This is a genomic window from Algibacter sp. AS12 (assembly GCF_046736315.1).
Taxonomy (GTDB): Bacteria; Bacteroidota; Bacteroidia; order Flavobacteriales; family Flavobacteriaceae; genus Algibacter_B; species Algibacter_B amylolyticus.
This window is the reverse complement of the sequence record NZ_CP151841.1, coordinates 3420551-3434952: the sequence shown is the minus strand read 5'-3', so window position 1 is coordinate 3434952 and position 14402 is coordinate 3420551. Positions and strand designations below refer to the sequence as shown.

The 14402-nt window shown below is 33.3% G+C and carries 8 protein-coding genes; all 8 read right to left on the bottom strand.

Annotated features, from left to right (window positions below; genetic code table 11):
• Positions 1 to 31 precede the first annotated feature (31 nt).
• Positions 32 to 1567: a sulfatase gene (locus AAFN75_RS14060; protein WP_411806928.1), complete on the bottom strand. Its 1536-nt coding sequence runs from the start codon at positions 1565 to 1567 to the stop codon at positions 32 to 34.
• A gap of 176 nt (positions 1568 to 1743) precedes the next feature.
• On the bottom strand, positions 1744 to 4026 hold the full coding sequence (locus AAFN75_RS14055) for an alpha-amylase family protein (RefSeq protein WP_411806927.1): 2283 nt from the start codon (positions 4024 to 4026) through the stop codon (positions 1744 to 1746).
• A 25-nt stretch (positions 4027 to 4051) separates the two neighbouring features.
• Positions 4052 to 5494, bottom strand: coding sequence for a sulfatase (locus tag AAFN75_RS14050; protein WP_411806926.1), 1443 nt, complete (start codon positions 5492 to 5494; stop codon positions 4052 to 4054).
• A 197-nt stretch (positions 5495 to 5691) separates the two neighbouring features.
• Positions 5692 to 6660: a hypothetical protein gene (locus AAFN75_RS14045; protein ID WP_411806925.1), complete on the bottom strand. Its 969-nt coding sequence runs from the start codon at positions 6658 to 6660 to the stop codon at positions 5692 to 5694.
• A gap of 164 nt (positions 6661 to 6824) precedes the next feature.
• A complete protein-coding gene (locus AAFN75_RS14040) occupies positions 6825 to 8753 on the bottom strand; it encodes an FAD-dependent oxidoreductase (protein ID WP_411806924.1) in 1929 nt (642 codons plus the stop codon).
• Between the two features lie 57 nt (positions 8754 to 8810).
• Complete coding sequence (locus AAFN75_RS14035) at positions 8811 to 10370, bottom strand: sulfatase family protein (protein WP_411806923.1); 1560 nt, start codon at positions 10368 to 10370, stop codon at positions 8811 to 8813.
• Between the two features lie 73 nt (positions 10371 to 10443).
• Complete coding sequence (locus AAFN75_RS14030; protein WP_411806922.1) at positions 10444 to 12885, bottom strand: glycoside hydrolase family 2 TIM barrel-domain containing protein; 2442 nt, start codon at positions 12883 to 12885, stop codon at positions 10444 to 10446.
• A gap of 32 nt (positions 12886 to 12917) precedes the next feature.
• A complete protein-coding gene (locus AAFN75_RS14025; RefSeq protein WP_411806921.1) occupies positions 12918 to 14381 on the bottom strand; it encodes an arylsulfatase in 1464 nt (487 codons plus the stop codon).
• Positions 14382 to 14402: the final 21 nt, after the last annotated feature.

Sequence of the window (14402 nt, the reverse complement as noted above, 5' to 3'; positions counted from 1 at the left end):
TAAATTCAAATAGTGTTCCAATATTATTGAATTACTCTTTTATTTTAAATTGATCATATTCTGGATTTACTTTAGCATCTCTAAAACGTGGACGATCTTTCCACATATCATATGTAGCTTTTAATTGTGCTGAATCTTCAGGATATTGCCCTTTATCGTCTGTTTCCTTTATCCAATTTTCTAAATAATTTCTATGTTCTTTAAGAATTGATGTGAACTCTGGATTTGACGCCAAATTATTCATTTGATGAGGATCTGCTTTTAAGTCATATAATTCTTCTTCAGGACGAATTCCAAACCAATGCTTGTCTTGATAAGGAGTTAACTTACCTTCTTTATGCAACCTCTTAAAATCTTTAACAATTGGTTTATTATCTCTATAACCTGCTTGAAGCATTGGTCTGTCTGGGAAAAAATTTCTAATGTATCTGTAATCTTTAGAAACAACTGTTCTAATTCTATCAATAGTGTAATCACATCTATCTCTTGCACCTACAACGTATTTTGGTTCTTCGTATGTTTTTGAAAATAAATCTTGTCCATCTAAATAATCGGGTAAATTAACACCACCTAATGCCAATGTTGAGGCAGAAACATCTAGTAAGGATACTAAATCATTTCTAACTGATCCTGAATTTAAAACTGAATGATTTCCTTTTACAATGAGTGGCACTAACATACCACCTTCATAACAAAATTGTTTATGACGCAAAGACGTATTGCTTCCATGATCTGAAAAGAAAAATATGATGGTGTTTTCTAACTCACCATCAGCTTCCAGTTGCTTTAATATCTTTTCTACGGTAACATCGGATCCACGATTTGCATTATAATGATCTGTCCAAGCTTTTCGCTGCGATGGAATGTTCGGAAAATATGGAGGTAATGGTACATCGTTCGTTTCTAACTTTTCACCTTCACGAACGTATTTAGAATCTTTTTTTCCACCCATAATTTGTACTTGACCAAACCAAGGTTGATTTTTATCTTTTCTGGCATTCCATACATAATTATCTACAGTCATATAATCGATGGCAAAATTACCTTGCCAACCGTTCATACCTGCTTTATAACCCTCTTCGGTTCCAACATCGTAAAGTGCTCTTCTGTCGTAATGAAAATTATAATCGTCTTTTCCACTATTAAAGGTAAAATAACCTGCTTCTTTCATTAATTCAGGTATGGTTTTTACATCTTCTGGAAATGAAATTCTTAATGCTTCAGGCACAATTTCATCATTTGTAAATCTATTTGATCTGTGATTATGAGTTCCAGTAGTGGTTTGCATAATGCCAGATATTAGTGCTGAACGACTTGCAGAACAAACTGGAGCAGTTGCATAGGCTCTTGTGAAAAGCACGCCATTTGAGGCTAATTTATCTATTACTGGTGTGTGTCCCTGATTGATAGAATCGCCATAACACCCCATGAAAGGCGAAAGATCTTCGGCAATAACCCAAAGAATATTAGGCTTTTTAGTCTGCGATTTGCTGTTGCATGAGGCAGAGAAACAAGCTAGAATTAATACTATAAAGATTTTCGAAAAGAGATTGTTTATTTTAATCATTATGACTGTTTATTATTGATAAAATTAGTGTTGACTGGTTAAGAAATTGTAGCTACAAGTAAAAACAATGTACTTGATAGTTATTAATTGCTAGATACACCTCTTAACCATAACACATAAAAATATGAATATCTTCAATTGAAAACATGATTATGTGCAAAAAAATCGAAATGATATTATTCTGATTTTGTTACTTCTACAAAGAAAACTTCGTTGGGTTTTAATGTTGGATTTTTATCTACAAAAATTCCTTTTAGTAAATCTTTACACTTAATATTCGAGCTTCCCCTTAAAGTAATATGTAACGAAGCATCAGATTTACCAACATTAACTACAGATAGTACATGATTCCCATATTCATTTTTAACCACTTTCCAAATACACCCTTTCTTACCTATGCTATTGGTTTCTTCAACTTTAATGTCTGGCAGTAAATTTTCATTCTTTAAAATGGTTAATGCCTTGTTTTTCATATCTAAAATTGAAGCAGCTTGAATTAACATTCCTCCATCACTATTTAATTTCGGTAAAACCCCGTTATATTCATTTTTTAGTAAACTATTAGCATCAACAATAACAGTTCCACCCTTGTTTATATACGATTGAATAGCTTGCAGTTCCACATCTGTAACAAAAGGTGTATCATGAATTAAAACAACATCCCAATTCGTATTCTCTTGCTTATTTATAATATCTTTTGTAACAAAACCAAGAGGTGTGCCTTCAAAATGTAATGCTTCATACAGTTTAAAAAGATCATCCATATGCCGATCTTTATTTATAGCAGACGTTTTTGAATAAAAAACACGTAATGGTTTTCTTTGTCTTTGCATTGCCATGATTTCCTCTGAATAGGTATTTAGATCAATCAATGTGGTTGCTACCGTATTAGTCACGCGAGGTTGCTGGTTGTTTGAGCCCGCATAACCTTTATCATTTTTTGCTTTCTTTGATACTGAACCGTCTGCATTTCGAGGCCAATACCATATTTGACTTGCCGTCATTCCATAACTATGAGCCAACCAAAATGTAGCTTTAGCATAATTGGGATCTAAATACAAATCTCTTGACCGAACTGTAGATAAATAATGCAATTCTGAATTGAAATTTATTTTTTCAGGACTAACCGATTTCATGAAATCAAATCCCATACATAATTCGCGCCATTCAAAAGCATAATTTTTTTCCCAGCTATGAGGTTTTCCCCAAATACGTTTATGAGCTGCTCCTGAGTCGTTACCAACAATATCACTCATGCTAGTTAGCGCCTCCAAATCTATACCATGATTTCGTTTATTATCTGTCCATAAATTTGGCATAATTTTGAGGTGTACTTTAGCTTCAGTATCATGTTTTTTAATTTCAGATTTTAAAAAAGTATACCAGTCTGTAACTCTATCCATGTTGAAAGATGCCCAATCAAACCATTTAGGAGTACCTTTTAAGCTAATATCAATGGGGATTTCAATGGAAACTTCGCTGAAATTTTTAAAATTTGAATTCCATAAACCATTTAGAGTTGCAATGTTTTTATGCTTTTTTTCTAACCAATCTTTGAATTTTGTAATGGTAAATTGAGAAACGGAACCAGATGCCCAAGGTAATTTTTTCTTTCTGCTATCATAATAAGTGTAAAAATGAGGTTCGTTACATAACATATAACCAAGCTTTGAATAATTTTTTCCTGCTACTTTAGGCACAACATAACTCAATAATTTCTTTTGAAGTTCTCTTGCTCCAGGATTATCAATATCATAAGCCGTATAAGTATCTTCACGCATTTTAAAATTTGGACCATAATTTTCCTCAGCCCAATTCGGTACGTTTTTATGATTCATAAAAATGAATCCTAAAGAACCATCAGGCTTGTCGTTTAACTCACTTACTACTCTTGGGTTAATACTACCATCTTCTTTTGTAACCTGTGTAGGTGTTAGAAAAAACCCATCTAGATTACCGTGAAATTCATTATACGCTTTGGTATTTGGCTTCCAAGTATAATCTGCCAAAAATACAGGGCGATTATTAAATGTTAATTGATCGTCTTCTACTTTAACTTTTGTCCAATCTACATTTGGACTGGTTTTTCTGAATGTTTTACCATCAATGAGTGATTTTAAATCAGCTATGGCTTCATCAAGCATAAGAATAACATCTTTTCTTTCGAAATTAGCCAATTCCTCAGCCATTTTTGAGGCTTCCTGTTCATAAGAATCAACTAACTTAAACGACACGGTGTTTTCTTCAATATGCTTTTCATCCCATTTGGCAAATTTTAAAAAAAGTTCAGCTGTTCGAATGGTTGTTTTTTCTTTTAAAACATCAATACTTTTTTTTTCAGCCTTCTTTATCAATTTACCAAGAGAAGTTATTTTGGTTTCAGCTACATCTTCTAGTGTTTGAGCACCAATTAACGTTGAAAATACTATTGTAACGAAAAGATATAAGGTATTTTTCATAAGTGTTTTTTTTATATTATTAGCTCTATTGAGTTACGTAAGGTTTTTTATTTTTTAATCCAGGCTCATCATACTTTACAAGCTGTCTAAATAATTCCGTTTGAAGCATTTTCGCTATAGCTTTGTAATCTTCATCATAATAGAAATTAATCAACTCATCTGGATCTTTTTTTAGGTCGAATAAATAAGGTTTCTCACTTTTATCTATAACAAGTTTGTATCTATTATTTACTGCAGAAACCCACCAACCGCCAGATTTGGCGAAATACGTAATTCTATCTGAAGTTAATTCTTTGGTTTTGTTCACAAAATCTTTTGAAGTATCTAAACCATGAAATTTGGCATTTGTATTAACATCCATAATACTTAAAATAGTTGGAGCAAAATCTACATTAGTGTAAGCTGTATTTATGATTTTTCCTTGTTTTATTTTATTAGGATAGCGAATTACAAATGGTATTCTTGATGAGGCTTCATAAGGCACGCCTTTGTTTCTTCTGTTATGCTCAAAGAACATATCACCATGATCTGAAGTGAAGATTATAATTGTATTATCAGTTAAATTATTATCATCTAAAAAAGTTAAAATACGTCCAACGCTGTCATCAATATGTTTTACTTGTCCGAAGTATTGTTTTAAAGCTACTTTATCAAATCCTTTCCCTTCATTTTTATCTTTTGGACCTCCTTTTGCCCATGATGGTTTGATGGCTGTATATTCTGCTGCCATGGTTTTAGGAGCTTGAACTTCCATATCATCATACATTGTTCTGTAAGGTGGTCGTGCATAATCTGGCGTATGAGGATCTGGAATAGACAACATTAAAGCAAATGGTTTATTCTTATCACGCTCTAAAATATCAAGTGTTTTATCCGTAAAATAATCTGTTTGGGTAATGACTTCTTCTTTTGGTAGTTTAGCGGCTGCTTTATCTCCAAGACCATCAACTACTTTACCGTCTTTAATATGAAAATAGGGTGCATGACCACCGCGCATCATATATCTATTATCATCAAATCCAGCTTTATATTTAATTCCGAACGTATATTTTTCATGACCAGCTAAATGCCATTTACCTACATAAGACGTGGCATAACCTTGATCTCTTAAAATGGTAGCAAATGTTGGAATATCTTCACTAATGTGCAATCCGTTTTTTGGAGCGCCAGTAGCTTGTGGATATAAACCAGTAACTAAAGATGCTCTTGATGGTGTACAAACTGGAGAGGAAGCGTAGTAACTTGTGCAAATTGCACCTTCATTGGCTATTTTATCGATGTTTGGGGTGTTAACATTGTTTCCTTTACCCCAGATAAAAGCTTGATCTTCGGATAATAAATTTTGATAACAACTTAAAGTTCTAAAGTTGTGTTCATCAGTATGAATTATTATTAAATTAGGTTTTTTTTGAGCTAAACAACTAAACGTTAATAGCAAACTTGTTATTATACTTATCGATTTTATCATACTGTTTTAAATTAAGTGTTATATAATATTTGGACTAATAAATTGGCTTTTGGTTTAAATAAATATATTGCTGGCATTTCAGGGTTTTTATCTGCGCCAAACCTTCTTTCTATATAATTTCCATAAACAAAATAACTAACTACTAGAATCGCAATAGAAATTAAAAAAATAATCATAATTAATACTTGTTAAGTTGGTTACAGTCTATTTTTGTTGTTCTTATAGAACTTTTTCACAAGACGTTCTTGTTTTTTATCGAGTTTTTGATCTTTTAAAAACCAATAGATACGTCTTGCAATTAAAAACTCATTGTTAAGCATTGGCAATGCGTGTTTTATGACTTCTTGAGAATCTGGATTCTTATTTTCCATGAGTCTCAAAAGCAAGGAGACTTCTTGGTATGAATTTGATTTAGGTAAATATTTACTTAAATCATCTAAGTACGCTTTTGTAATAGTCTTTTTGGTATTTAGTAATGAACTTAGGCTGGCTATTTTTTGATTTTGGCTTCCTGAATAAAAGAGTTCTTTTAAGGCATTAGCATACGCTTTTTCAGAAGCACCTTCAATATATTCAATAGCTGGTCTTAATAAAACGTTATTATCAGTTGTTTGAGTCACTACTGATGAAAGCAAGGTGTCACTATATATTTGCTTTGATAATAAAGTCTCTAAACTAAATAACTTATAGTCATCATTACCATCATCTAAAAATGTATTTAACTTTTTTAACTTGCAAGAAGCTTTCGTTTTTTCACGAATAATTGATATAATGTCGCCATTGGCATAATGCCATAAGGTGTAACAACATAAGGCAGCACCAGGTACGGTATCTTTTTCATCTAATTGAATTGCTGTTGCTCCCGAAACCGCATCTACATCATTATCAGATCCGTCTAAAATTGTTATAATCTCGTTAGGTTCAACATCTTTGAATGGCGATTTTGAATTGGCTAAAATAGACTGTAATTTAATATAGTCTTTAGTATCAAATACATCGGCTTCATATTTTTCTAAAGTAACACCATCCTCTAATTCATACTTTTGAAATTGACCAATACTATTCCAAAAAAGTTTAACGGATACAATTTTACATACCTGTTCATAACAAATTACAGATTCCACATTCATATAATATACTTCAGGAAACCCGTTTTTATTTCGCATTTCTACGAGTATTTGTGGCTCAAGATTTTCTTCTCCTTTGCTTGGATGATATAAATTAATTTCATGCTTTATTTCAGTATAATTTGAAACCTGCCCATCCTTTGTGTTATAACACAAAAGAAAATAGACAGACAGAAAAAAAACTTTATAGAGGTTCATACTTATTAATAACAACGAATCTCAAACATTTTTACATTTGGCTCACCATAAGTATCATTTAACTTAACACGAACCGCAGTTGTTTTAATTTCATCAAATTTAACTTTTACTAATCGAGAAAGGTTATTCTGTATATCCCCAATTTTCACCCAATTACCCTTTACTCTGGCTTCAACACTAAAATTCTTAATCAACTCTTTTGGAATTTCCATCGGTTGTGTTAAATGCTTTTTAGGTTGTTTATGCATGTTGATTTTACGTTGAAGATTGGTATCAAACTTTATTTCAACACTTGTTAAATTTTGCGTTTTCTCCCATTCCAATTGCAACTCAGCATTCAAACCATCAGATTGCCAATGGTGTATTTTATCTACCTCATCACGAGACACACCGTCTACAAGGTTTTTTACATCGCCAGATAATGTTGAAGAGGCGAATATTAAACTTGCTTTTTTAGCTTTATCATTCGGATCATTAGCTGGACGATTAGGAAAATAAGAATCGTCTCTTAATAATTGTTCCTGTAATTCATTGATATGATTTTTATATAAACCTCTTGGATTCACCCCTTTTTGTGAACACATAGCTGCAGCTGTTCCTACCGCTTGCCCCATCATAGCACAAGTGCCTATAATTCTTGTTGAAGATAATGCCATATGCGATACGCTTACGTTACGTCCTGCAAACAATAAATTGGAAACATCTTTAGAATAAAGACAACGGAATGGCACTTCGTATATATTATCAAATCTAGAATGGAAAAAGCTTGCTGGTTGACTTAAATCTTCAATTCCTCCAGGATTATGTTCATCTAAACTCCAACCACCAAATGCTACGGCATCATCAAAATGACGAAGCCCCAGCATATCATTTTGAGTTAAAATAAAATCACCCATAAAACGACGAGATTCTCTTCTTCCAGGAATAGAGCCAATCCAATCTAAAACCACATTATCCGCCTCTGGATGATGACCCGAATTTTTTACATAATCCCAAACACCATAGAGATATGCCATTAACTTATGCCTAATAGCATCGCGTTCTCCAATGATATCAACATTGCTTCCAATTTCCACCCACCAAAAGCCATCTTTTACTTGTTTTATTTTTCTATGCCCCGTTCTTTCTGCTTCTTTTCCATCAAAAGGAATAGCATATTCTGGAGGATAAAACGGCACAGGTTTATCCATTTTTTTGGTTGTCAACATAATGCAATCTCCCATTACCCAACCATCAGGTTCATCGGGTGCAAACGATTCATCAAACTCAGATTTTCCTTCACGACCCATTCTAAATTCTGCACCTGCAGTTGCAGCTACCAAACCATCTCCAGAACAATCACAAAACATATTAGCTTGTAAAGTAAATTCAGTTTCTGTAGTTAATTGCCAACACACTACAGATTTTATGGTATTGCCATCCATGTTTACATCCATAGCAGCTGTATTCATTAAAAGGGTTATGTTTTTTTCTCTAACCACATAATTATACAGCACATGATCCCAAACATGATAAGATGCTTGCGGATTATAATGCCAATTTTCTATTAGTAATTCTTCTATAATACCAGTTTCTCGTTCTATTTTATGCTTGTTCTTTAAACTTTGAACACCATTAACGGTTACACGCATTTCACTAGAGGCATTACCTCCTAAAACTGGTCTATCTTGAACTAAAACAACTTTAGAGCCATTTCTAGCAGCCGAAACAGCGGCCGAAATACCTGCCATACCTGCACCAGTAACAGCAACATCAAAACTCAACGTTTTTCTTCTTTTGGGATCTGTTTTTTTTGAACCTTTTGGATCATTGAAATGAATTAATTTACTTTCACCAGTTTCTAAATTTTGGGCAGCTATACTACCCGATAATGGCAATAAACTTGCTGCCAAGGCGCCTTTTGCTCCTGTTTTGAAAAAGTTTCTACGTTTCATTTCTTTGATTTAATCTGATGCTACATTATAAAATTCGTTTACTTTATCCTTCTTAATTTATGATTTCAAAATCTGTTGAAGTTGCAGATCTAGAGATTTAGCCTTTTCTGGATTTTCATCAATAATATTATCTTGCTCACTTGGGTCTTTGCTCAAATTATAAAGCTGTGGCTTTCCAGTTGAGTTTTTCTCTTTTCTGTTTTTACCAATAATATATTTCCACTCTCCAACTCTAATAGCTCTTTGATGTCTGGTTTCTTCCAACATATAAGGCAAACCTTTTGCATCTTCTCCTAATAATGCTTTCAAGTTATTCTGACTATCTGGAGCTTCATTCTCAGAAATATTAACATCTAGTAATTCACCAAAAGATGCTATTAAATCTATTTGATTTACCAAAGCATCAGATATTCCAGGTTTGATTTTTTTAGGCCATCTAACAATAAAAGGAACTCGTGTACCACCTTCAAAAATTTGATATTTTCCACCTGTATAGATACCAGAAGCATCGTGACCTCTGTCAACTTCTCCATAAGATTGTTCAATAGTTGTGCCATCATCATAGCCATCATCATATACTGGTCCATTATCACTTGAAAAAATAACGATTGTATTTTCTGTTAATCCATGTTCTTCAAGTGTTTTCATTATTTCTCCGGTAGCCCAATCAAACTGAACCATAGCATCACCTCTATACCCTAATTCTGTTGCGCCTTTAAAACGAGGATGCGGTCTTCGTGGTACATGAATATCTTGTGCTGCATAATATAAAAAGAATGGTTTTTCTTTATTATTAGCTATAAAATCTTTGGTTTGTTCTACAAAAACATCTGTAATGGTTTCATCATCCCAAAGCGCTTTTTTTCCTCCAGACATGTAACCAATTCGACCAATACCACCGATAACACTATTATCATGTCCGTGTGTACTTTTATAAACGGTCATAGCCTCTGGATTCGTTTTAGCATCAGGATATTGCGTGTTATTTTTTCCTTGCACATTTACTAACTTTCTACTGACGTATATGGGGTCATTAGGATCTAAGTTAACCACTTTGTGATTATCTAAATACACACAAGGCACTCTATCGTTTGTTGATGGCAATAAAAAAGAACTATCAAAACCTATTTCTAAAGGTCCTGGTTTTACATCTCCATTCCAATTTACATCCACACCTTTCTCTCCAATACCTAAATGCCATTTACCTATAACTCCTGTGGCATATCCTGCTTTTTTCAACATTTTTGGAAGCGTTAAAATATCCGTAGGAATTGCTAATGGTGCGTTGGGTGGTAAAATATTTACGCCATTTCTAAAACCATAAATACCTGTAAGCATTGAATATCTTGATGGCGTACAGGTTGAAGCTGAACAGTGTCCATCTGTAAAACGCAATCCTTGAGATGCTAATTTATCAATATTTGGTGTAGGTATCATTTTAGAACCATAAGCACCTACATCTCCATAACCCACATCATCTCCATAAATGATTACAATATTTGGTTGAGTTGGATTTTCTTCTTCTGAAATGTTTTCGGTTAGTTTTTTATTTTCTTTACAACCAACAAATACAACTAATGTTAAAAAGACAAGTTTTACTAATTTTTGATAATTCATGAATGTTTTTTTAATATTTAGTTTGATTAATGAAGTACTGGGTTTGATGATTCTAGAGCTTTAATCACTATTTCTATTCCACCACGTCAATTTCAATTTCAGAACTTTTTAATCCTTCGGAAGACGCTTTTACAACAATCTTTCCTGGTTTTCCTGTGGAACGAATAATAGCCAAACATTTACCGTTGAACGCTTTTCTTTGATTACTTTGAAATGATGTTATATCTGTTGAGTTTCCATTTCCTGAAGCTTCAAATACACCCTCACCTTCAACTGTGAACGTTATATTTGAATCTGCTAAAGGACAAAAATTACCATCTTTATCAATAATATCTACTTCAACAAAGGTTAAGCTTTCTCCATCTGCTTTAATTTCAGAATAGTTATTAGTAAGTTTTATATTAAAAGGTTCCAAAGCTGTTTTTATACTATTCTCCATGGCTGGTTTTCCGTTGGCATTTAAAGCAATAACTTTTACTTCTCCAGCTTCATAAGGCACATCATTCCAAACTAAACGATAACGCTCATATACTTCTTTAGGGTTTTTAGTTCTTATCCCTTGGCTTTTTCCGTTTACAAATAATTCCGCAGAATCAAAATTGGTAAACACATGTACTGGCAACGTTTTAACTTCGTTTGCATCCCAATTCCAATGTGGTAAAATATGAAGCACATCTTCATCCGTCCAACGAGCTTTGTACATATAATACATGCTTTTAGGAAATCCTGCTAAATCTACAATACCGAAATATGAATTTTTGGTTGGCCATTCTATATTATAAGGAGATGGTTCTCCTAAATAATCAAAACCTGTCCATACAAACTCTCCTGCAACATGCGGGTTATCATCTAACATGGCAAAACCAACATCGGGTGTGTTGGACCAATTGCAATAATCTAATGCATAATCTGAACATTGCATATTGTCTCTTCTATAATGTTTTGTTGGCTTAGTATCTAAATCGAAATACCCTCGACTTGCGACTGTAGATTGAGTTTCACTTGCAATAAATTTCCAGTCTGGATGTTTTTCTTTTAACCATGGATATAAATGCGTGTGATAGTTCCAACCTTTTACATCAAATTGTGCAGCAAAATTATTTTCTGCTGGCGCCTCTTTATTCATCCCTATAGTAACAGGTCTTGTACTATCCTCTCGATGTGCGATATCAACCAAGAATTTAGCCTTTTCCCAACCTTCATCTGTAAATTGTTCTAGAATTTCGTTACCAACACTCCACATAAAAATGGAAGGATGATTGCGATCTCTGTGAATTAAAGACACTAAATCTTTTTCAGCCCACTCATCCCAAAGGTGCATGTAGCCATTTTTGTTTTTCCCTTTTTTCCATTCATCAAAAGCTTCATCCATAACAATGAAACCCATTTCATCACACAATTTTAAAAGTTCTGGTGCTGGCGAGTTATGTGATGTTCTAATGGCATTACAACCCATGCCTTTTAAAATATCTAGTTGTCTTTTTAATGCAGAAACATTTATTGCTGTACCTAGAGGACCTAAATCGTGATGCATACAAACCCCTTGAATTTGAACGCGTTTTCCATTTAAATGAAAACCATCTTCAATAGTAAATTCAAAATTTCTAATACCGAAAGTAGATTTGTAAACATCTACCTCTTTTTCATTTTTTATAACTTTTGAAAGCACTTTGTAGTTTAATGGTGTTTCAATAGACCACATGTCTGGATTGTCAATTTTGAATGTTTGGGCTATTTCTGATTCACCTGAAACAATTTGAGTCATCTTATGTTTCGTTATTAATTCATTTTTAGAATTATAAATTTCAGTTAGCAGCGTTAAATCTCCTTGTCCTAAAACGGAAGTTTTAATATGTACCTCTGCATTTGCGTTAGTAACTTTTGGTGTTGTAATGTATGTTCCCCAATGTTTTACATGTGCTTTATCTGTATATACCAAACGTACATTTCTATAGATTCCAGCACCAGGATACCAGCGCGAACTTTGTTCTTTGTTTTCTAACCGAACTGCCAAAGTGTTTTCGCCTTTGGTTATAAACCTGGAAATATCAAAATGAAATGAGGAATATCCGTAAGGCCACTCTCCAACAAATTCGCCATTAACGTATACTTGAGCATGACTCATAGCACCATCAAACTCCACAAAAAGTTTTTTATCTTTTATGTTATCTGGAGTTTTAAAGGTTTTGCGGTACCAGCCAATACCAATGTGTGGCAAACCTGCCGTTCTACCTAATCTTAGTTTTTTCTTTTTTTCACCATCGGCATGTACTTTAACGCCTTGTGCATCATTTTTTTTATCAAAAGGGCCATAAATTGCCCAATCGTGCGGTACTCGCACGGTTTCCCAATTGGCATCATCAAAGTTTAATGTTTCAGCTTTTTCAACATCGCCCTTCGTAAATTTCCAATCTGTTTTTAACGTTTCCACTAAACGTCCTTCAATACTTTGAGACTTAGAACAGCTCGTTAAAAAAATGATACTTAATATTAAATATACGTGATACTTTTTCATGTTCTTTTGATTTCCTGTTGAAAAATAAATTCTTAAATACTTCTTCTAGCTTCTTCTAAATAGGGAGTAAACTCTTTCACTAAATCTGAATATTCGCTAACTATGTTATTGGTTTCAGACACATCTGTATCCAAATTATATAACTCGTAATAGGATGCTTTGTTTTTATCTAAAGGTGTAATTTTATAAAATTTCCAGTTTTGAACTCTTAAAGCTTCAAAGTGTGGTTGCTTTCTTGTTTGCCATTCCCAATACAAATATTTATGTGCTTTTTGTTCGTTGCTATTCCCTAAAATAGTTGGCATCAAGCTAATTCCATCTGTATTCTCAGGTGTATTTACACCTGCCAAATCACATACGGTTGGCAAAAAATCCCAGAAAGCACTTGGTAAGTCAGATTCCACTCCTTCTTTAACGACGCCTTTCCATTTTACTATAAAAGGAACTCTTATGCCTCCTTCATAAACATCTCTCTTTTTACCCCTTAAGTCTTTTGCACTTTCAAAAAACGAGATGCTTTGACCGCCTTCATCTGAAGGTCCATTGTCACTAGCAAACATAACTATGGTATTTTCTGCAATATGTAATGTTTCCAATAAGTTCATGATACGACCTATATTTTCGTCCATTTTGGTAATCATAGCCGCATAAGTAATATTGGGTTCGTCTTGTGCGCAATAACCATTTACATATTGACTACCATACCCTTGATCTTTTCCATTTATTTTTAATTTCTTTGGTGTTTCTGGCCAATTCAAACCTCTATATTGGGCTTTTGCTTCTTCTTGAATTGTTAATTCAGCATGTGGGATTGTAAAAGGCAAATACAAGAAAAATGGTTCTGATTTATTATCATTAATAAACTGTAATGCTTCTTTGGCAAATTCATCATGACTATAAGTTCCTTTACCTTTTATATATCGCCCTTCGCTATCGCGAATATTTAAATTCTCTGGATATTCTACTTTTGTATGGTTACGCCATAGATATTCAGGATAATAAAAATGTGCAAATCCTTGATTTTCAAATCCAAAATAATGATCAAAACCTTGTTGATTTGGGCTATTTGGAGATGTTGCCCCAACTGAAAGCCCCCATTTTCCAATAATTCCTGTTTTATAACCTGCGGTTTTTAATAACTCTGCAACCGTTACATCATCTGGATTTATAAGTTGGCCATTACGAGTAACTGATGCATTTCCCATATGCATACCCGTCATTAATGCACATCTAGAAGGAGAACAAACTGTTTGACCTGAATAATGATTGGTAAATTTTATACCATCAATAGCCATTTTATCTATATTTGGCGTTTTAATTTTCGTTTGTCCATATGCACCAACATCCCCATAACCCATATCATCCGCTAGGATGTAAATGATATTTGGTTTTGTTTGCGATTTATCCTGAATCTTAGTTTCTGATTTTTTTTGTGTGCAACTTACTACTCCAAAAAAGACAACTAAAAGGATTGTAATTATTAATTTAAACTTCATTTTATTGATTAAATTTTTATT

Bases quoted from the DNA above. Each gene is read 5' to 3' on its own strand.
- AAFN75_RS14060 (WP_411806928.1), bottom strand. From the start codon at position 1,567: ATGATTAAAATAAACAATCTCTTTTCGAAAATCTTTATAGTATTAATT.
- AAFN75_RS14055 (WP_411806927.1), bottom strand. From the start codon at position 4,026: ATGAAAAATACCTTATATCTTTTCGTTACAATAGTATTTTCAACGTTA.
- AAFN75_RS14050 (WP_411806926.1), bottom strand. From the start codon at position 5,494: ATGATAAAATCGATAAGTATAATAACAAGTTTGCTATTAACGTTTAGT.
- AAFN75_RS14045 (WP_411806925.1), bottom strand. From the start codon at position 6,660: ATGCGAAATAAAAACGGGTTTCCTGAAGTATATTATATGAATGTGGAA.
- AAFN75_RS14040 (WP_411806924.1), bottom strand. From the start codon at position 8,753: ATGAAACGTAGAAACTTTTTCAAAACAGGAGCAAAAGGCGCCTTGGCA.
- AAFN75_RS14035 (WP_411806923.1), bottom strand. From the start codon at position 10,370: ATGAATTATCAAAAATTAGTAAAACTTGTCTTTTTAACATTAGTTGTA.
- AAFN75_RS14030 (WP_411806922.1), bottom strand. From the start codon at position 12,885: ATGAAAAAGTATCACGTATATTTAATATTAAGTATCATTTTTTTAACG.
- AAFN75_RS14025 (WP_411806921.1), bottom strand. From the start codon at position 14,381: ATGAAGTTTAAATTAATAATTACAATCCTTTTAGTTGTCTTTTTTGGA.